We start from the raw sequence: 19,203 nt of genomic DNA on the forward strand, positions 1-19,203 counted from the left end.
CCTGTGGACCTTAATGTTGCGAGTGAGGGCGGGCGAGGACGTTTCGGCCGCCCGGAGCCGACGGAACCCGCCGGGAAAGGGGCCTTGGCCGAGTGAGCGTGGTGGATCCCGCCGACGAGAGCGCCGAACCCGCGGACACCGCCCCGGGCCGGGAGCCCGGCCGAGCTCCCGGCCGGCTGCCACGGCTGCTGAGGATCCACCGGATCCTGCCCACCCCGCGCGCGACGCCCTTCGCGTTCGGCTACGGGCTGATCCTCCTCGCCACCGCCGTCTACACCGAACTCGGCGACGAGGCCACCGTCCACCAGCTCCTGCGCGACTCCAGCACCGACGCGGCCCACCTCGCCGACCGGCCCCTCGTCGTCCTCATCGCCAGCGCCCTGTGGGTCGCCGGCGGCCTCTATTCCGCCTACGGCATCCTCTTCGCCCTCGTCGTCAGTGCCCTGGAGCGGCGGGTCGGCGGCGCCCGGGCGGCCGGGGTCTTCCTCCTCGGCCACGTCCTGGCCACCCTCGCCACCGAGCTGCCGGTGGCGGGCGCCGTCGCCGCCGGGCGGCTGCCGGAGGCGTCGCTGCACCGCCTCGACTACGGCATCAGCTTCGGCGTGATGGCCTGCACGGGCGCGCTCGGCGGGCTGCTGCCCCGCCGGTCCGGCGCGGCCGTGCTGGGCCTCGCCGCGCTGATGTGCGCCCAGGACCTCGTCGAGTTCGCCGACCCCCTCGCCAGCTGGGGCCACCCGATCGCCCTGCTCACCGGCATGGCCTGCCGCCCGCTCCTGCGCGACGGGCGGCAGGAGCCCGCCGCCGCGGCCCCGCCGGCCGTGCCACTGGTGCCCGGGCAGCGCGGCCCGTCCCGGCCACCGCCGCAGGCCGTCGGCGCGGAGCTCCCCGGTCAGGCTCCCGGTGCGGCCGGGGCGGCGCCGCGGGCGCCGGGCCCCGACGGGGACGGGCGGGAGCGCCGCGGCGCTGTGGACGTCCTCCCGGCGCGCTGACGGCGCGTGGCCCCCGCGCCGTACGCCCCCGCGGGCCGGGCCGGCGCGGGCAGCCACCCGGCGGGACGGGGACCGGCCGGACCCTGGGACAATGGATGGTCGTACCGGCCCCGCACGAAGCGGCGCCCCTCCCTCCTAGTCCCTCCAGTCCCTCCCGCAGGAGCTCACGCAAGGTGTCCCAGAAGCGCGAAACCCCGTCACCCGACGTCGCCGAGCTCGACCTGATCTCCGACTGCGGCAGCTGTTTCGGGTTGTGCTGCGTCGCCCTGCCCTTCGCGGCCTCGGCGGACTTCGCGGTGAACAAGGACGCCGGGAAGCCCTGCTCCAACCTCCAGTCGGACTTCCGCTGCGGCATCCACACCCAGCTGCGGCCGCGCGGCTTCTCCGGCTGCACCGTCTTCGACTGCTTCGGCGCGGGCCAAAAGGTCTCCCAGGTCACCTTCGGCGGGCAGAGCTGGCGGGAGGCCCCCGGCACGGCCCGGCAGATGTTCGACGTCTTCCCCGTCATGCGGCAGCTCCACGAGTTGCTGTGGTACCTGGCCGAGGCGCTCTCGCTGCCCGCCGCCCGGCCCGTCCACGCTGACCTCCGCCGCGCCCTGGAGAAGACCGAGCGGCTGACCGGCGGCAGCGCCGAGGAGCTCGCGGCGCTGGACGTGGCCGCGCACCGCGGCGAGGTGAACACCCTGCTGCTGCGGACGAGCGAACTCGTCCGCGCCAAGGTCCCCGGCCGCAAGAAGGAGCGCCGCGGCGCCGACCTCATGGGGAAGAACCTCAAGGGCGCGGACCTCAAGGGCGCCAACCTCCGCGGCGCCTACCTGATCGCCGCGAACCTGCGGGGCGCCGACCTGCGCTCGGCCGACCTCATCGGTGCCGACCTCCGCGACGCGGACCTGCGCGGCGCCGATCTGACCGACAGCATCTTCCTCACCCAGGCCCAGCTCAACGCCGCCAAGGGCGACGCGGCGACGAAGCTGCCGCGAGCGCTCGCGCGTCCCGCGCACTGGTAGCACCCTCCCGGCGCGGGCGGTTGAGGGCGGTGCCCGGAGCGCCCCGGCGCCCGCCCCGGCCGGACGGCGTACACCTGCCCTCCCGCTCAGCCACTCGGACGCGCCGCCGTGTCGGTCAGTCCGGCCGCGCGGCCGTGATCGCTCTGGGCGAACAAGAGTCGGGGAACATCACCGCTTCCCCAAGCATTGAGTCGACATAGCTCAACTTGCCTGCCGAAGGGGAGATCATGGCTTCGTCGTCCACACCGCTCACCCTGCCCGTCCTGCCGCTCGACGACGAGGTGGTGCTGCCGGGCATGGTCGTGCCGCTGGACCTGTCCGACGCCGAAGTGCGCGCCGCCGTCGAGGCCGCGCAGGCCGCCGCCACCGGAGACAACAAGCCGCGGGTGCTCCTTGTGCCCCGCGTCGAGGGCACTTACGCGGGCACCGGCACGCTCGGCACCGTCGAGCAGGTCGGCCGGCTGTCCGACGGCGACCCCGGAGCCCTCATCCGCGGCGTCGGCCGCGTGCGGATCGGCGCAGGCACCACGGGGCCCGGCGCCGCCCTGTGGGTCGAGGGCACGCGGGTCCCCGAGGCCGTCCCGGACCCGCTGCCCGGCTCGGTCACCGAGCTGATGAAGGAGTACAAGGCCCTCGCCACCAGCTGGCTGCGCAAGCGCGGCGCCTGGCAGGTCGTGGACCGCATCCAGCAGATCGACGACGTCGCCCAGCTCGCCGACAACTCCGGCTACTCGCCCTTCCTCACCGTCGCCCAGCGCGTCGAGCTCCTGGAGACCGCCGACCCGGTGGCCCGGCTGAAGCTCGCCGCCGGCTGGCTCGGCGACCACCTCGCCGAGCAGGACGTCGCCGAGTCCATCGCCAAGGACGTCCAGGAGGGCGTCGACAAGCAGCAGCGCGAGTTCCTGCTGCGCCGCCAGCTGGAGGCCGTCCGCAAGGAGCTCGCCGAGCTCAACGGCGACCCCGGCGACGAGTCCGACGACTACCGGGCCCGCGTCGAGGCCGCCGACCTGCCGGAAAAGGTCCGGGAAGCGGCCCTCAAGGAGGTCGACAAGCTGGAGCGCGCCTCCGACCAGAGCCCCGAGGGCAGCTGGATCCGCACCTGGCTCGACACCGTCCTGGAGCTCCCCTGGAACGCGCGCACCGAGGACGCGTACGACATCGCCGGCGCCAAGGCGGTCCTCGACGCCGACCACGCGGGCCTGGCGGACGTCAAGGAGCGCATCACCGAGTACCTGGCGGTGCGCAAGCGGCGCGCCGACCGGGGGCTGGGCGTGGTCGGCGGCCGGCGCGGCGGCGCGGTCCTGGCGCTCGTCGGCCCCCCGGGCGTCGGGAAGACCTCGCTCGGTGAGAGCGTCGCCCGCGCGATGGGCCGGAAGTTCGTCCGCGTCGCCCTCGGCGGCGTCCGCGACGAGGCGGAGATCCGCGGCCACCGGCGCACCTACGTCGGCGCGCTGCCCGGCCGGATCGTCCGCGCGGTGAAGGAAGCCGGCTCCATGAACCCGGTCGTGCTGCTGGACGAGATCGACAAGGTCGGCTCGGACTACCGCGGCGACCCGGCCGCCGCCCTCCTCGAAGTCCTGGACCCGGCGCAGAACCACACCTTCCGGGACCACTACCTGGAGGTCGAACTCGACCTGTCCGACGTGGTCTTCCTGGCGACGGCCAACGTCCTGGAGTCGATCCCGGAGGCGCTCCTGGACCGCATGGAGCTGGTCCGGCTCGACGGCTACACCGAGGACGAGAAGATCACCATCGCCCGTGACCACCTGCTGCCCCGGCAGCTGGAGCGCTCGGGCCTGGAGCCGGGCGAGGTCACCCTGGAGGACGGCGCCCTGCGCAAGCTCGCGGGCGAGTACACCCGGGAGGCCGGGGTGCGCACCCTGGAGCGGTCGATCGCCCGGCTCCTGCGCAAGGTCGCCGCGGGGAACGAGCTCGGCGAGCGGGAGCTGCCGGTGACCCTGGGCCCGGCCGACCTGCGCGCCCTGATCGGCCGCCCGCACCACACCCCCGAGTCCGCCCAGGACCCGGCGGAACGCCGCACCTCGGTGCCGGGTGTGGCGACGGGCCTCGCGGTCACCGGGGCGGGCGGCGACGTGCTCTTCGTCGAGGCGTCCCTGGCCGATGCGGAGACGGGCGGAGCGGGCCTGACCCTGACCGGCCAGCTCGGCGACGTCATGAAGGAGTCCGCGCAGATCGCCCTGTCCTTCCTCCGCTCGCACGGCGCCGAACTGGAGCTGCCCGTGGGCGACTTGAAGGAGCGCGGCGTGCACCTGCACGTCCCGGCGGGCGCCGTGCCCAAGGACGGCCCGAGCGCGGGCGTCACGATGACCACGGCCCTGGCGTCGCTGCTGTCCGGCCGCCGGGTCCGCCCGGACGTCGCGATGACGGGCGAGGTCTCCCTGACCGGCCGCGTGCTGCCCGTCGGCGGCGTCAAGCAGAAGCTGCTGGCGGCGCACCGGGCGGGCGTGACGACGGTCGTCATCCCCAAGCGCAACGAGCCGGACCTGGACGACGTGCCCGAGGAGATCCTCACGAAGCTGGACGTCCACCCGGTGTCGGACGTGCGCCAGGTGCTGTCCCTGGCCCTGGAGCCCGCGGAGGCGAGGGTGCCGGTGGCGGCGTGACCGATGGGCCCGGCCCGGCCGGATCCGGCCGGGCCGGGCCCCGTCCCGCGCGGCCGCGGAAAGCCGGCACGAGGGTACGCCCCACGGGGTGACGGTCAGTTGTGCCCACCGGGCGTGTCTGTTCCCCTTCTGTATCGTTTTTCTTCTCGGCTGCATGCGATTCGCGGCAGCGGGGAGGAGCGCAGAGTGACCATCGAGCTGACCGACAGGATCGAGCTGACCGAGATGGCCGACAGCGACGAGCTCAGCCTGGACATGCTGTTCGACTGGCTGGAGCGGATGCCCGTCCCCGAGGGCTACAAGGTAGAGATCGTCGAGGGGGCCATCTACATGTCGCCGCAACGGGACACCCACTGGGAAATCATCGCCGACATCTTCGAGCAGCTACGGGCCAAGTACCCGAGGCAGCGAATCAAGTCCGATGTCCGCATCGACTACCCCGGCCACCTGAACGGGCTCGCTTCGGATGTGGTGGTGCTCAAAGAAGGGGCGGTCAAGAACCACAAGGGGCGCTGGCAGTACGAGGATGTCGAGTTCATCGCCGAAGTGATCTCCAAGGACACGGCGCAGAACGACTACGGCCCCAAGAAGGACGCTTACGCGTTGGCAGGGGTACCCGTCTACCTGATCGTGGACCCTTACAAGGGCAAGTGTCTGCTCTTCACCGATCCCAAGGACGGCGGGTACCGCTGCGGCCCGGCCCTGAAGTTCGGCGACCCGATCGACCTCACCGGCACGGTCGTCGGCCTGACTCTGGCCACCGACGAGTTCCCCCGCGACTGAAACGCGACGGAAGAACCGGTGCGGGCGCCCCCGGCGCCCGGCGCGGCCGAAAGTCGCCCATGGGTACTCACGCCCCATTGATCTGTTGACGCCTCACCGATTGCATGGCCCCCGACAAGGATGATTCCGGCGTTCCGGCACCTACCGAGGGGGAACCTTGCGTAAGCCCAGAACACGTTCAGGAAGACCGGCCACGAAAAGTGGAATAGCAGGGGCGGCGGCGCTGCTTGGCGCCGCCGCCCTTGTCGTCTCCGCGGTGCCCGCCCAGGCCGCCACCGCGCCTCCCCCTGGCCCGGCCGAGGTGATCCCGGGGAAGGGCACCGCGACCCCGGCACTGGTCGACGGCATCCGGGAGGCCGTCAAGGCCACGGGGAGCGCCGCGGACGCCGCGCGGGGGCACCTCGCGGAGAAGGAGGGCCGCTACCGCATCGCCGCCCCCGCCCGCGACCTGAAGCCCGTGCGGACGGTGAACTCCGGCGCCGGGGAGACCGTCCGGCTCCAGCAGAAGCACCGCGGCGTGGACGTCCTGGGCGGCCAGTACGTCGTGCGGATGGAGAAGAAGGACGGCAAGCGGGTCGTCACCGGCACCTCCGGCAAATACTTCACCGCGCTCAAGACCGGCACCCGGGCCGAGGTCGGCGAGGAACTGGCGGTCCGCCGGGCCGTCGACGCCACCCTGCGGGACCTCGGTGGCGGCAAGCTCGACAAGGGCGACATCCCCGGGGCCAAGGGCGCCACCGCCGCGGCACGGGCGCTGACCGGCACCGCCCGCGGCCTCGTCGTCCTGCCCAAGGGCGCCGGGGTCCTCACCCAGCACGTCACCGTCCGGGGCACCGACCCCGCCACCGGCGGGCCCGTGCTGCGCGAGGTGTACATCGACGCCGAGGCCGGCTACCCGGTCCTCCAGTACAGCGGCCTCAAGACCTTCGGCAAGACTCCCCTGACCAAGGAGTCCGCCAAGGCCGCGGCCGGTGCGGCGGCGAAGGCGGCGGCCCGGGCCGCGGGGGACGTGAGCCCCGGCATCACCGGCTCCGGCGTCCGCTACGACGGCACGCAGGTCGAGCTCGGCCTGTACAAGGACACCGCCCGCAACGAGTACGTCATGAACGACCACGCCCGGATGTGGGGTTCCAGCAAGAACCTCCTGTCCACCTGGGACGCGCGCACCGTCGACGTCGGAGACGCCGCCGGCGGCCAGTGGCCGGCCGGCATCAAGGAGTTCGGCTCACCGACCCCGAACTTCGGCAAGGAGGCCACCGAGGCCGGCGCGGTCGACGCGCACTGGGCCGCGGGCAAGGTCTACGACTACTACCAGAAGGTCCACGGCCGGAACAGCCTGGACGGCCGGGGCATGACCGTCAACTCCCTCGTCGGCGTCACCCAGTTCGGCGGCTCGCTCGTCAACGCCTTCTGGGACGGCACCAAGATGATCTACGGCGGCGGCGACGAGGAGTACAAGACCCTCTCCGCCGACCTGGACGTCGTCGGCCACGAGATGACGCACGGCGTCGTCGAGAATTCCGCCAACCTCGTCTACGCCGGCCAGTCCGGCGCCCTGAACGAGGCCGTCGCCGACTACCTGGGCAACGCCATCGACGTGGACGCGTCCGGCAAGCCCATGGACGACCCGGCCGCGGGCCTGCTCGGCGAGGACCTCTGCCGGACGAAGGCCCCGCGCGCCTGCGCCTTCCGCGACCTCAACGACGGCGCGACGACCGCCAAGAACTTCCTGGGCGTCGGCTTCGGCGCCGACAACGGCGGCGTCCACCTCAACTCCACCATCTTCTCGGGCGCCCTGTGGGACATCCGCGAGGACATCGGCCGTACCCTCGCCGATCAGATCGTCTACAAGGCCCTGACGGAGTACATGACCCCGCTGGACGGCTTCACCGAGGGCCGCGCCGCGGTCCTCGCCGCCGCCAAGGCGCTCAAGGTCTCCGCCAAGGACATGAACGTCGTCAAGCGCTCCTTCAGCGCCCACGGCATCGTCCCGAACTGGGAGCAGGCCCTCGGCGTCGACACCGACCTGCTCTCCGGCCGGCTCAACACCGCCGATTCGCGCGTCGGCGCGGGCGGCGGCTGGTGGGCCGCCTCCCGCTCGAACGACGAGGGCTCCGAGCCGTACTCGGTCTGGGCCGGGCGCGCCGACGGCAAGGGCTCCCCGAAGCTGATCAGCCCCAACGACGGGCGCTTCCACGTCAACCCGGCCACGGACGGCAAGACCGTGGTGTGGGCGGCGTTCGGTGCCACCGGGGTCGACGTCCTCGCGCGGCCGCTCGCCGGCGGCCCGGCCAAGAAGCTCTACAGCACCGAGAACGGCGTCGGCGGGCTGCGGGTCGAGGGCGACCTCGTCGTCATCGAGGCGGGATCCGCCTTCGGTGGCCGCCACGTCGGCTACCTGCGCACCGGCGACAAGCAGCCGACCTGGGTGGACGGCGGCCGCGACGAGGTGCTGACCGGCCAGCCGTCGCTCAGCGGCGGCAGGATCGCCTACTCCAAGCTCTACCCCGAGGGCGACACCTACCGCTACGCAGTCGAGGTCCTGGACACCAAGAGCGGCAGGACGACGGTGATGGGCCAGCTCGGCAGCCCGGCGGCCGTCGGGCAGACGGGCATCAACGCCACCCATGTCTTCTGGCTGGTGGACGAGACCGACGACCAGGGGCAAATGGCCGTGCGGCGGGCGAACCTCGACGGCACGGGCGCGGTGGACCTGAGCAAGGAGAAGGGCGAGGGCGCGCTGCACCCGTACGACCTCACGGCCTCGGAGACGGCGGTGACGGTCGCCTCGCAGGCGCCGGACACGGAGTACCGCAACGAGACGATGTCCAAGCTGTGGCAGTTCGCGGCGGACGGCTCGTCCCGGGCACGGGTCTCCTGCAACCGCGGTGAGCAGGCGGCGCCCGCGGCCGCCGGCGGCAAGCAGGTGATCTGGATCGACGGCACGACCGGCTACACCGACCTGGTGACCCGCACCCGCCCGGCGGGCAGCTGCGGCTGACCGGCCCGCGCACGTGACCGGGCCCCCGGCGCCGATGTGCCGGGGGCCCGGAGCCTTTCCGCCGGTGGCCGTCAGCCGTTGGCGAGGGCTTGGAGGCGGTCGTAGGCGCCGTTGAAGCGGTTGTGGTCGCCGACCGTCGGACCGGTGTCGGTGTACTGCCAGACGGTGTGGAAGCCCCAGCTGCCCGGCAGCTCCCCCACGGACGCCCCGTACCGCGGGATCCACAGCGGGTTGACGGCCCCGAAGCCGCGGTAGTTGCCCGTGCACTGCTTCCACCAGGTGGTCGACGTGTAGATCAGCGCGTCGCGCCCGGTGCGCGCCCGGTAGGTGCGGAAGAAGTCCCCGATCCAGTCGACGAGCGCGCTCGCGCTCTTGCCGTAGCAGACCGGCCCGTAGGGGTTGTACTCCATGTCGAGCACGCCCGGCAGCGTCCGGCCGTCGCGGGACCAGCCGCCGCCGTGGTCGGCGAAGTAGTTCGCCTGCGCGGTGCCGCTGGAGTTGTCCGGCAGCGCGAAGTGGTACGCGCCGCGGATCATGCCGACGGCGTACGAGCCGTTGTACTGCTGCGTGAAGTAGGGGTTGGTGTAGCTGGTGCCCTCCGTGGCCTTGACGTACGCGAAGCGGTTGCCGCTGTTCCACAGCGTCGTCCAGGGGACGTTGCCGTTGTGGCTGCTGACGTCCACGCCCTCGACGGACGCGGCGAGCGGCGGGGGCTGCGGCAGGCCCGTGGGGGAGGGCTGACGCTCGTGGGCGCGGATCGTGGAGCCCAGCCAGTCCCGCTCGGGGTGGGTGGGCCGCTTGCTCCTGTCCGTGGTGCCCGCGGCGTCCGCGGCACCGGGCAGGGCGATCAGCAGGGCCAGGGAGGCGAGTAAGGAGAGCAGGATGTGCAGGACGGCGGAACGGCGTCCGGCGGCAGTGGGGTGCCGGCGGTGAGCCGCTCCGGGTCTGAGCGCGTGCATGGGTGCTCCGGAGGGCTTGTGGGGGGAGACCGGGGGAAGACTGGGGAGAGCTGGGGGGAAGGGGGATTCGGGGGAAGCCGGTCGCTGAGCGGACATGGCGTCATTGTTGTGACCATGTCATACCCCGATCCGTGGCCGGGGACGCGCCGGGAATAAGGGGGAGCGGTGCCGCCCTTGGGCTGTTCCTGCGAAATACTGGCGGAGCCGCTGTGAAGAACCGCGGCCGCAGACCATTTCGCAGCCGGAACGCCGGAGAGGGCCCTGACGTGCACCAGACGACGACCCCGCCCCCCGAGGACGGCAATGGTGTGGACGAGGCGTACCTCTCCCTGGAGCGCGAACTGGCCGTCTTCCTGCGCCGGGCCCGCGCCTCCTCCGGCGAGATGGCCCGCGCGGTCCACCCCGAGCTGGAGGCCGCCGCCTACGGCCTCCTCGTCCGCCTGGAGAGCGCCGGGCAGCAGCGCGCCACCGACCTCGCCGCGTACTTCGGCGTCGGCAAGGCCACCATGAGCCGCCAGCTGCGCGCCCTGTGCGAGCTCGGCCTGATCACCCGCGAGCCGGACCCGGCCGACGGCCGCGCCTCCCTGGTGCGGATCACGGACGAGGGCCGGGCCCGTTTCACCCGCGTCCGCGACGCCCGCCGGGACCAGTACGTCCGGAAACTGGCCGGCTGGGACCGCGGCGAGATCGCGGAGCTGGCGCGGCTGCTGCGACAGCTGAATGTGAGCGCGGAGGGGTAGGGCGTGCCCCAGGAGGTGCCCCCGTACCGGCTGATTTCAGCCCGTCCGGGGGCACCTCCCAGCGTTAGCTGGGGGAGCTTGAGGACGCGCTCGCAGGGCGCCCGCCGCCGCAGGCGGCACAGACGGCCCGCAGCCGAACGACCGCGCAAAGCCCGAGCCGCAGGCGTCACAGCTCCGCGTAGACGGCCGCCGCGTCATCCCGCGCCTTGCCCCGGCGGTGGGCCCGGCCGTCCGGGTCGGACCGTTCCGCGTCGCGGACGCGGTCGATGAGGGACTGCGGGCCCTCCTTCGCCAGGATCGCGAAGCACGCCGCCCAGTCGCCCTCGCGGAAGACCTCCACCCAGCGGCCCGCGCCGTCCGTGAGCGCCGCGAGCGCCCTGACCTCCGTGCGGGGGAGCGTGCCCGTGACCGCGAGGGCGGCCACGGCCGGGTCCGCGGCGGCCGTGAAGAAGCCCCCCTCCGCGTTGCGGTGGGCGTCCGTCACCGGGCCCAGCGCGGCGAGCCGGTCGATGCGGTCGTCCAGCACCGCCGTCACCGTGCCGTCCGGCGCCTCGACGAGCAGGGCGGAGTCGGAGAGCACCAGGTACTCCACCCGCTCCTCGTCCCAGCGCGCCAGGACGGCCGTGGCCTGCGGGGTGCGGCGGTGGGTCAGGTCGCAGGTGGCGCGATGCGCCCCGGCGGTACGGGAGACCGCCTCCGCGAGGCACCGGGTGAGCGGCATCTCGCGCCCGGAGACCGCCAGTTCGAGCAGCGCCCCGCCGAGCCGGGCGGTGAACCACGGGACGCCGTGCGCGCAGCCGGTGTCCCCCGAGGGCGGCGGGGTCACTCCGTCCAGGAGGACGAGCGCGCCACCCCGGCCCGAGGCTGGCAGGGCCACGGACGCGAAGTCCTCGTTCGGGTGGTGGGGGTCCCCCGGCTGGGTGGCGAGTTCGATGCGCATGGGGTCAGTGTGCCGGATGTCGGAAATCTTCGAGGACGAGCGCGCATCCTGTCGGCACCCTCGGCGTTCTTGAAGTGACGTGCTGACCTGGCCCGTATGCGACGAGTACACCAAGCCAATCGTCAACCACAAGTCGATGTTCACTCCTTCGAGTGGCTGGGTGGTTGAAGGGCACCCGCCCCTCAGAGGTGCTGAAAGGGTCAAATCAGTACCAGGGGTGGGACAGGCGAGAGAAGATTGTGAGCACCGGTGCGGAAGAAGCGGCTTCGGGGCGGCGAGCGTGAGCGGCAGTCCACGGCGGTGCGGGAGCGAACCGCCCGCGTACGTAACCGGCTGACCGCCTCCGTCGCGGTCACCGCCCTCACCGTCCTCGGGGCGAGCGCCTTCGGGCTCGCGGACGCGACCCGGGAGCTCCTCGACGCCCGGCGCACCGCCTCCCTCGCCAGGGGCGACGACCCGGCCCTCACCCTCGCCCACGCCCTCGCGGACGAGCGGGACGCCATGACCCCCCACGCGGCCGGCGGCCGGCCCACCGGAGGCGGCGCCTCCGAGGACCAACGCGCCCGTGTCGACCGGCAGATCGCCGCCTACCGCCACCAGGCGCCCCCTGCCGTGGGCCACCTCCTCGACGCCTTCCCCGAGACCCGCCGCGAGGCCCTCACCGGCACCGGCGACGCCCTCAGTGTCTTCACCGCCTACACCCGCACCGTCCATGCCCTGCACCAGGCGGCCGACACCGTCGCCGAGCGCCGGCCCGGCGACGGCGCCTCCGCCGCCCTGCCGCCCCTCGGGCGCGCGGTCGAGGAGGCGTCCGCCACCCGCGCCCTGCTCCTCGGCGCCCTCGCCGCGCACGGCGAGGCACCCGCCCTGACCGCCGCCGCCCAGGAGAGCGCCGTCCGGGAGCGGGCCGCGCTCGCCGACTTCGCCCGTCTGGCGTCGCCCAAGTCCCGTGACGCCTACGTCCGTACGGTCAGCGGACCCGACGTCGACACCGCCGAGGGCCACCTCGCGCACCTCACCCGGCCCCAGGTCACCGCGAAGGACCTCGCCGACCAGTCCGCCAAGCCCGTCCGCTCCGCGCTCACCGCCCGCCTCGTCCTCATGCGCGGCGTCGAAACCACCCTCGACGCCACCGAGATGCGGCGGATGCAGGAGCTGCGCGACAGCGAGCTCACCGCGCTGGGGCTGCGCGGCGGGGCCGCGGCCCTGTGCTTCCTGCTCGCCCTCGGCGTCGGCATCCGCTCCGCCCGCTCCATCACCCTGCCGCTCTCCGCGCTGCGGCTCGGCGCCCGCCGGGTCTGCGCCGACCCCGCCGCGGAGGAGCCGATCGCCTTCAAGGGCCGCGACGACGAATTCGCCGAGACCGTACGGTCGGTGAACGTCCTGCACGAGACGGCCGTCCGCCAGCAGGAGCGCATCACCGCCCTGGAGAGCGAGCGCACCCGCCTCATCGCCGCCCGGCAGCTCGTCGCCGAGGAGCGGGACGTCCTGCTGGCCCGGCACCGGGAGGCGGCGGAGGAGGCCGCCCGGCCGGCGGAGCGCCCGGAGAGCGACCCCGCGCACGGCATGTTCGTCGGCCTCTCGCTGCGCACCCTCGGGCTCGTCGAGCGGCAGTTGGCCGTGATCGAGGGCATGGAGGCCCACGAGGCCGACCCCGAGCGCCTGGACACCCTCTTCAAGCTCGACCACCTCGCCACCCGCATGCGCCGCAACAGCGAGAACCTCCTGGTGCTCGCGGGTGCCGAGAGCGGCACCGGCCGCGCCGGCCCCGCCCCGCTGCTGGACGTCCTGCGGGCCTCGGTCGGGGAGATCGAGCGGTATCAGCGGGTGCGCATCCAGTCCCTGCCGCAGCACGCCCGCCTCGCCGGGTGCGCCTCGGAGGACGTCAGCCACCTGGTGGCCGAGCTCCTGGAGAACGCCACGGCCTTCTCCCCGCCGGACGCCCAGGTCCAGGTCTCCGGCTGGTACCTGGAGAGCGGCGAGATCGTCCTCTGCGTCCAGGACGAGGGCATCGGCATGGCCCCCGAGCGGCTCGCGGAGCTCAACGCCCTGCTCGCCGACCCCGACCCGCAGGGCCCGCCGCCGTCCGTGGCCGAGCGCGCCGGACGGGCCGAGCTCGCCCACCGGCCCGGCCACGCGGGCCACCCCGAGCAGCACGGCGACGCCCCCCTGGGCCTCGGCCTGTACGTGGTCGCGCGGCTCGCCGCCCGCCACGGGGTCCGCGTCCAGCTGCGGGAGCAGACGACCGGCGGCGTCGCGGCCGTCGCCGTCCTGCCCGTGACCGTCCTGGCGGCCGGCCCCCCGGCCGTCACCGGCCTCGGCGACACCCCGCCGGCCCCCGGCCCCCTCACCGGCCTCCCCGGCTCCGTCGCCGAGCCCGGCCCCCACGCCCTCCCGGGCCGCCCGCGCCGCCCCGCCGGGCTGCACGCCTCACCCCCGTCCCTGGCCGCCCCCGTCCACCCGGCCGATCCCCCGGCCGGGGCGGTCGAGAGCGCGATACGGGTCACCGGGCTCCCGGCCGCACGGGGCGCCTCCACGGGCCGCCACGCCCGCCCGCCGGCGCCCGGACCCGCCCCCCGCGCCGCCGACGTCACCGGCAACGGCCTGCCCAGGCGCACCCCCAGGGCCGTGCCGCAGCGGACCGAACCCCCCAGGGTGCGCAAGGGCGTCGACGCGGAGGCCCTGCGGCGCAAGCTGGCCGGGTTCCAGCAGGGCGCGGCCGACGGACGGCGTGACGCCGCGGCCGAGCTGGCGGGACGCACCACTGATCGGAACCAAGCGGGGACGCCGGCCGAGGGCGGCTCTGTCGAGGAGGCACGCGGTTGACTGCATTTTCCCGGGGGGCGACCCCCGTCACCCCCGTCGGCTACGGGCTGAGCACCGAAGCCCGCAATCTGCACTGGCTGCTGGACGGCCTCGTCGACGAGGTGCCCGGCGTACGGTCCGTCGCCGTCGTCTCCTCCGACGGCCTGCTGCTGCTCTCCTCCGACCCCGAGCGGGCCGCCTTCCACGGCGGCCCGCGGCCCGAGGGGCCGCGCGGCTCCACCGGCGACCTCGCCACGATCGTCGCCGGCCTGGGCAGCCTCACCACCGGCGCCGCCGGCCTGATGGACGGCGGGGTCGTCAAGCAGACGATCGTCGCCATGGACGAAGGCAGCCTCTTCGTGATGACCATCAGCGACGGCTCCCTGCTGGGCGTCCACGCCGCCCCGGACTGCGACATGAGCGTCGTCGCCTACCACATGGCGCTCTTCGTCGGCCGGGCCGGCCACGTCCTGACGCCCGAACTCCGCAGGGAGCTGCGGAAATCGGCGGAGGCGGTCGAATGAGCCGAGCCGCGCTGTTCCGCAAGCCGGCGCGGGTCCGCCCGTACTCGCTCACCGGCGGGCGCCCCCGCCGGTGCCGGGTCCTGCTGGTGGAAACCTTCGTGGCGGCGCTCGACACCCCCGGCACCCCCCTCGACGCGCCCCGCGACCGCCCGGCCCCGGCCGGCGGCGGGCTGACCCCGCGCGTCCTGCCCGAGGCCCGCGCCATCGTGGAGCTGTGCCGCCGGCTGCGCTCGGTCGCCGAGATCGCCGCGCTGCTGAAGATGCCGCTGGGCGTCGTCCGGGTCCTGCTGCTCGAACTGGCCGACCAGGGCAGCGTCCGCGTCTTCGACACCGGCCACGGCACCGGCCGGCCCGACCGCGCGCTGCTGGAAAGGGTGCTGGGTGGACTCCACAGGCTCTGACCTCGATACCGAGACCCTGCTGGCCGACGGCGGACCGGACCCGGACGATGCGGCCCGCGGCTGGCAGACGGACCGCACCCGCGCCCCCCACGCCACGAAGATCGTCGTGGCGGGCGGCTTCGGCGTCGGCAAGACGACCTTCGTCGGCTCCGTCTCCGAGATCACCCCCCTGCGGACCGAAGCGGTCATGACGACCGCCGGGGAGGACGTCGACGACGCCACCGCCACCCCGGAGAAGTCCACGACCACCGTCGCCATGGACTTCGGGCGCATCACCCTCGACGCCGACCTGGTGCTCTACCTCTTCGGCACCCCCGGCCAGCAGCGCTTCTGGTTCATGTGGGACGACCTGGTGCGCGGGGCGATCGGCGCGGTCGTCATGGTCGACACCCGGCGGCTGGAGGAGTGCTTCCCGGCGCTCGACTACTTCGAGAGCGCCGGCCTGCCCTACATCGTCGCCGTCAACCACTTCGAGGGCACCGAACGCTACGACACGGAGGAGGTGCGCGAGGCGCTGTCCCTGCCCCGGCAGGTGCCGATGGTCACCATGGACGCCCGGCAGCGCATCGCGGTCGTCGACACCCTGCTCATCCTCGTCGGACGGGCCCTCGACGCCACCCCCGGATGACCGCCGGGCCCGCCCCTACGCCGAACCCGCTTCAGCCCGCGTGAGAAGGGATCGGACGCGTGCGACGGATCCTCATCGTCGGAGCCGGCCAGTCGGGCCTGCAACTCGCCCTCGGCCTCCAGGCCCACGGCTACGACGTCACCCTGATGTCCAACCGCACCGCCGAGGAGATGCGTTCCGGCCGGGTGATGTCCACCCAGTGCCTCTTCCCCACCGCGCTGCGCCACGAGCGTGAGCTGGGCCTGGACTTCTGGGCGGGCCAGGCCCCGCCCATCGGGGGCGTGGGCGTCTCGGTGGCCGGGCCCGGCCCGGACGGGGCCCACCGGCGGGCCGTCGACTGGGTCGGCCGCCTCGCACACCCCGCCGAGTCCGTCGACCAGCGGCTGAAGACGGCCGGGTGGCTCGACACCTTCGCCGAGCGCGGCGGCCGCCTCGTCATCCACGCCGCCACCGTCTCCGACCTGGACTTCCTCGCCGGCCGCTACGACCTGGCACTGGTGGCCTCCGGCAAGGGCGAGCTGGCCGCCCTGTTCGGCCGGGACGCCACCCGCTCCCCGTACACCGCCCCGCAGCGAGCCCTGGCCGCCGCCTACGTCCACGGGCTGGCCCCCCGGCCCGAGCACGCGGACCTCACCGCCGTGACCTGCAACTTCCTGCCCGGCGTCGGTGAGCTCCTGGTCGTCCCCACCCTCACCCTCACCGGCCGCGCCGACATCCTCTGCTGGGAAGCGATCCCCGGCGGCCCGCTCGACGTCTTCCAGGGGCCCATGAGCCCCGGCGAACACCTGACGGCCACCCTTGAGCTGATGGAGCGCTTCACCCCGTGGGAGTACGCGCGGGCCACGGAGGTCGAGCTGACCGACGCCCACGCCACCTTCAGCGGCTGCCACACCCCGACCGTCCGCCACCCCGTGGGGCACCTGCCCTCGGGCGGGGCCGTCCTGGGCGTGGCGGACGCCGTCGTCGCGGACGACCCGCTCACCGGGCAGGGCGCCAACGCGGCCGCCAAATGCGCGGCCTCCTACCTGGCCTCCATCCTCGACCACGGCGAACGGCCGTTCGATATCGGGTGGATGCAGGAGACCTTCGACCGCCACTGGTCCACGGCCCGGCACGCCACCGCGTGGTCCAACGCGATGCTCGCGCCACCGCCCGCCCACGTCCTGGACCTCCTGGGCGCGGCCGGGCGCCTCCAGCCGGTCGCGGACCGCTTGGCCGGCGGCTTCGACGACCCCGCGGACTTCGACAGCTACTTCTACGACGCGGCACGGACGGCCGCCTACGTGGCGCGGGTGGCGGAAGAGGCCAAGAGCCCGGTGTGAACCGGACAGGGGGCGTGGGCCGCGGGCCTTCGCCCCCTGTCCGATGGCCGGGCCGCTACCCCGGCGCTTCCGCCGAGCCGTAGCCGGTGTCCGAGCCGGACAGGGCCCAGCCGGGCAGGCTCGGCGGCACGTAATGACGCAGCGAGGCCTTGCCCGCGTCCGGGCGCACCGCCCCCAGCAGCGGGTTCGCGGCGATCGGCGAGACCTTCACCGACGCGCCCGGGCGGGGCGCCTGTATGACGAGGCCGTTGCCGATGTACAGCGCCACATGCGTCGCCCGCTGGAAGTAGACCACCAGGTCACCGGGGCGCAGCTCGTTCAGCGAGACCTTCGGCAGCGTCCGCCACTGCTCCTGGCTCGTACGGGGGATGGCATCACCGGCGTGCGCCCACGCCTGGGACGTCAGCCCCGAGCAGTCGAAGGAGTTCGGCCCCGCCGCCCCCCACACATACGGCTTGCCGACCTGCTTGAACGCGTACTCCAGCGCCTTGCCGCCCTCCTCCGACGGCGCCTTCGCCCCGCCCAGGCGGCCCGAGGCGAGCAGGGCGCGCTGGGCCTCGCTTATGTCCCGCTGCTCCAGCCTGCGGATCTCGGCCAGCTGCTCACCGGTCAGGGAGGCCAGCATCTTCTCGACGCCGGCGAGGCTCTCGCGCACCTCGTCGCGCTGCTTCTTCTGCCGCGCCGCGAGGGTCTGCTGCTCGTGGAGGGCGGCCCGCGCCTCGGCGGCGAGCTCGGCCGCGCGCCGCGCGTCACCCGTGAGCCGGGCCACCGTGGCGGCCCGCTGCCCGGCCGCCCGGTCGATCTGGTGCCCGCGGTCGAGGACCTGCTCGGGGTTCTCGCTCAGCAGGAACGTCATGTACGGGGAGAGGGTGCCGTGGCTGCCCTGGTACTGCTCCCGGGCGAGCCGCCCGGCGGCGTCGCGGCTGTCGGTGAGGGCGATCCGGGCGTCGGCGAGGCGGTCGTTGAGCCTGCCGGCCTTTGCGCGCTGTTTCTTCAGTCTCTCCTCGGTCGCGTTGTACGTCTCCGTGGCCTCCTCGGCCTTGCGGTAGAGCGACTGGAGCCGGGAGAGCAGGGCACTGACGGACTGGTCGGGCGGGCTGGGCCGGGCGGCGGGTGCCGCCGACGCCAGGGGCGCCTGCAGTACGAGCGACGCGGCCGCGCCGGCGACCAGCGCCGCCGTGCAGACCGAGCGCACGAACCGTCCTGACACGGGCTCACCTCCGGATCGGGGCGTGATCGTTTGCCCACGGAAGATCGTGCCACGGTGGCCCGCCGTGCGGCGGTCGTGTGGGCGAATCCGCCTAACCCGGTCACTCCCGGGTGGTCCGCGGCCACCCGCACGGCCGGGCCGCGCCCGGAAACCGGCCCGCGGTCCGTGCGCCCCCTATGCCCCCGGGCGCGACCATGGCCACTTGAGGCCGCCGCCCGGCCTGCCCTCGGGGTCGTACTCGTACCTCCAGCCCTTCGGCAGCCCCAGCCGCCGCGTCGCGCCCGCCTGGACCCGCCGGTACACCAGGACCGTGGGGGCCTCGCCGTCCTCGCCGGGCACCGGGACCTCGTAGGTCTTCGGCGGCTGGCCGGTGGCACCGAGGAGTACCGGCAGTACGCGCCCGTCCAGGGGCCCGCCCACAAAGGGCGTATCTTCGCTTCTCACCCCACCAGTCTCCGTCAGCCCGGCGCCCCGGCCCGCCTCCGTACGGCCGCCTGAGCGGATCAGCCCCGCTCGTCCGGCGGTATCAGGTGCCGCAGATACGCCTCCGGGTCGCTCATATACCGCCGCCAGTGGTCCACGAGCAGCAGCTCGCTCCACGCGACCGGCGTGATGCCGTGCTCGCCGACCTCCAGGATGCGCGCCCCGGGCGTCGAGGCGAGGACGGGCGAGTGCGTCGCGCAGATCACCTGCGCCCCGGAACGGCCCAGCCGGTGCATCAGCGCCATCAGCCGCAGACAGGACGCGAAGGACAGGGCGGCCTCCGGCTCGTCCATCACGTACAGGCCGGGCTCCTTGAACATCGCCTCGAAGACGGTGAGGAAGCCCTCGCCGTGGCTCATCTCCGAGGTGTTCTCCTCCCAGTAGCCCGGCAGCCCCCACACCGTCTCCATCAGGCCGAACGCCGTCTCGGCCCGCAGGAAATAGCCCTTCTTGCGCCGCCGGGGGCCCGTCGCCATGCGGGAGCCGGCCGAGGTGAGGTCCAGCCGCAGGGCGCTGCCGAGCGGCGAGGGCTCACGGTCGTTCCCGTACTTCCGGCCGGCGCGGCCGCCGCGCCCGTCCAGCCCGAAGGCTTCCGCCACCGCCTCGACCACCGTGGACTTCCCCGAGCCGTTCTCCCCCACGAGGAAGGTGACGGGGGCGTCGAAGGTGATGCCGTCGCCGAGGAGTTCCTTCACACAGGGCACGGACCAGGGCCAGGCGCCCGGCCCCCCGCCCTCGGCGAGACCGGGCGACTCCTGCGGTACGTAAGCGCGGCGAACGAGCATGG

General features: G+C 73.9%; 16 protein-coding genes. 11 read left to right on the forward strand and 5 right to left on the reverse strand.

Annotated features, from left to right (window positions below):
• Positions 1–92 precede the first annotated feature (92 nt).
• The 5 genes from ABZ951_RS12120 (at position 93) to ABZ951_RS12140 (ending at position 8,404) form a co-directional block, all read left to right on the forward strand.
• Complete coding sequence (locus ABZ951_RS12120) at positions 93–989, forward strand: rhomboid-like protein (RefSeq protein ID WP_361279757.1); 897 nt, start codon at positions 93–95, stop codon at positions 987–989.
• 173 nt (positions 990–1,162) lie between these two features.
• Entirely contained in the window at positions 1,163–1,996 is an 834-nt protein-coding gene (locus tag ABZ951_RS12125; RefSeq protein WP_344089730.1) for a pentapeptide repeat-containing protein, read from the forward strand.
• A gap of 227 nt (positions 1,997–2,223) precedes the next feature.
• The gene (gene lon, locus ABZ951_RS12130) at positions 2,224–4,620 is read left to right on the forward strand and encodes an endopeptidase La (protein WP_344089731.1); all 2,397 of its coding nucleotides are present in this window, start codon (positions 2,224–2,226) and stop codon (positions 4,618–4,620) included.
• A gap of 186 nt (positions 4,621–4,806) precedes the next feature.
• Entirely contained in the window at positions 4,807–5,403 is a 597-nt protein-coding gene (locus ABZ951_RS12135) for a Uma2 family endonuclease (RefSeq protein ID WP_344089732.1), read from the forward strand.
• Between the two features lie 256 nt (positions 5,404–5,659).
• A complete protein-coding gene (locus ABZ951_RS12140) occupies positions 5,660–8,404 on the forward strand; it encodes a M4 family metallopeptidase (RefSeq protein ID WP_344089733.1) in 2,745 nt (914 codons plus the stop codon).
• Between the two features lie 71 nt (positions 8,405–8,475).
• Here the strand turns inward: ABZ951_RS12140 and ABZ951_RS12145 are convergent, their stop codons facing one another.
• Positions 8,476–9,363: a lysozyme gene (locus ABZ951_RS12145; RefSeq protein ID WP_344089734.1), complete on the reverse strand. Its 888-nt coding sequence runs from the start codon at positions 9,361–9,363 to the stop codon at positions 8,476–8,478.
• Positions 9,364–9,629: 266 nt separating this feature from the next.
• Here ABZ951_RS12145 and ABZ951_RS12150 point away from each other — a divergent pair, with 266 nt between their 5' ends.
• A complete protein-coding gene (locus tag ABZ951_RS12150; RefSeq protein WP_344089736.1) occupies positions 9,630–10,103 on the forward strand; it encodes a MarR family transcriptional regulator in 474 nt (157 codons plus the stop codon).
• A gap of 166 nt (positions 10,104–10,269) precedes the next feature.
• Here ABZ951_RS12150 and ABZ951_RS12155 read toward each other — a convergent pair whose 3' ends face one another.
• Complete coding sequence (locus ABZ951_RS12155) at positions 10,270–11,043, reverse strand: protein phosphatase 2C domain-containing protein (protein ID WP_344089737.1); 774 nt, start codon at positions 11,041–11,043, stop codon at positions 10,270–10,272.
• A 300-nt stretch (positions 11,044–11,343) separates the two neighbouring features.
• Here ABZ951_RS12155 and ABZ951_RS12160 point away from each other — a divergent pair, with 300 nt between their 5' ends.
• Genes ABZ951_RS12160 through ABZ951_RS12180 form a run of 5 tightly spaced genes read left to right on the forward strand, consistent with a single transcriptional unit; the run spans position 11,344 to position 16,723 of the window.
• Complete coding sequence (locus ABZ951_RS12160; protein ID WP_361279760.1) at positions 11,344–13,869, forward strand: nitrate- and nitrite sensing domain-containing protein; 2,526 nt, start codon at positions 11,344–11,346, stop codon at positions 13,867–13,869.
• Positions 13,866–14,372 (forward strand): roadblock/LC7 domain-containing protein, encoded by a 507-nt coding sequence (locus tag ABZ951_RS12165; RefSeq protein WP_344089739.1) that lies wholly within the window; start codon positions 13,866–13,868, stop codon positions 14,370–14,372. Before ABZ951_RS12160 ends, ABZ951_RS12165 begins: the two co-directional genes overlap by 4 nt.
• The gene (locus tag ABZ951_RS12170) at positions 14,369–14,773 is read left to right on the forward strand and encodes a DUF742 domain-containing protein (protein WP_344089740.1); all 405 of its coding nucleotides are present in this window, start codon (positions 14,369–14,371) and stop codon (positions 14,771–14,773) included. The genes ABZ951_RS12165 and ABZ951_RS12170 overlap by 4 nt, the downstream gene beginning before the upstream one ends.
• A gap of 16 nt (positions 14,774–14,789) precedes the next feature.
• Entirely contained in the window at positions 14,790–15,401 is a 612-nt protein-coding gene (locus ABZ951_RS12175; RefSeq protein ID WP_344089803.1) for an ATP/GTP-binding protein, read from the forward strand.
• A 59-nt stretch (positions 15,402–15,460) separates the two neighbouring features.
• On the forward strand, positions 15,461–16,723 hold the full coding sequence (locus ABZ951_RS12180; RefSeq protein WP_344089741.1) for a styrene monooxygenase/indole monooxygenase family protein: 1,263 nt from the start codon (positions 15,461–15,463) through the stop codon (positions 16,721–16,723).
• Positions 16,724–16,778: 55 nt separating this feature from the next.
• Here ABZ951_RS12180 and ABZ951_RS12185 read toward each other — a convergent pair whose 3' ends face one another.
• The 3 genes from ABZ951_RS12185 to ABZ951_RS12195 form a co-directional block, all read right to left on the reverse strand.
• Entirely contained in the window at positions 16,779–17,933 is a 1,155-nt protein-coding gene (locus tag ABZ951_RS12185; protein WP_344089742.1) for an NlpC/P60 family protein, read from the reverse strand.
• 174 nt (positions 17,934–18,107) lie between these two features.
• Entirely contained in the window at positions 18,108–18,377 is a 270-nt protein-coding gene (locus ABZ951_RS12190) for a hypothetical protein (protein WP_344089743.1), read from the reverse strand.
• 59 nt (positions 18,378–18,436) lie between these two features.
• Positions 18,437–19,201, reverse strand: coding sequence for an AAA family ATPase (locus ABZ951_RS12195; RefSeq protein WP_344089744.1), 765 nt, complete (start codon positions 19,199–19,201; stop codon positions 18,437–18,439).
• Between the last annotated feature and the right edge of the window lie 2 nt (positions 19,202–19,203).

The sequence above is a fragment of the Streptomyces sp. NPDC046215 genome, from assembly GCF_040646215.1.
GTDB lineage: Bacteria > Actinomycetota > Actinomycetes > Streptomycetales > Streptomycetaceae > Streptomyces > Streptomyces stramineus.

Bases quoted from the DNA above. Each gene is read 5' to 3' on its own strand.
- lon (WP_344089731.1), top strand. From the start codon at position 2,224: ATGGCTTCGTCGTCCACACCGCTCACCCTGCCCGTCCTGCCGCTCGAC.
- ABZ951_RS12195 (WP_344089744.1), bottom strand. From the start codon at position 19,201: ATGCTCGTTCGCCGCGCTTACGTACCGCAGGAGTCGCCCGGTCTCGCC.
- ABZ951_RS12170 (WP_344089740.1), top strand. From the start codon at position 14,369: ATGAGCCGAGCCGCGCTGTTCCGCAAGCCGGCGCGGGTCCGCCCGTAC.
- ABZ951_RS12155 (WP_344089737.1), bottom strand. From the start codon at position 11,043: ATGCGCATCGAACTCGCCACCCAGCCGGGGGACCCCCACCACCCGAAC.
- ABZ951_RS12145 (WP_344089734.1), bottom strand. From the start codon at position 9,363: ATGCACGCGCTCAGACCCGGAGCGGCTCACCGCCGGCACCCCACTGCC.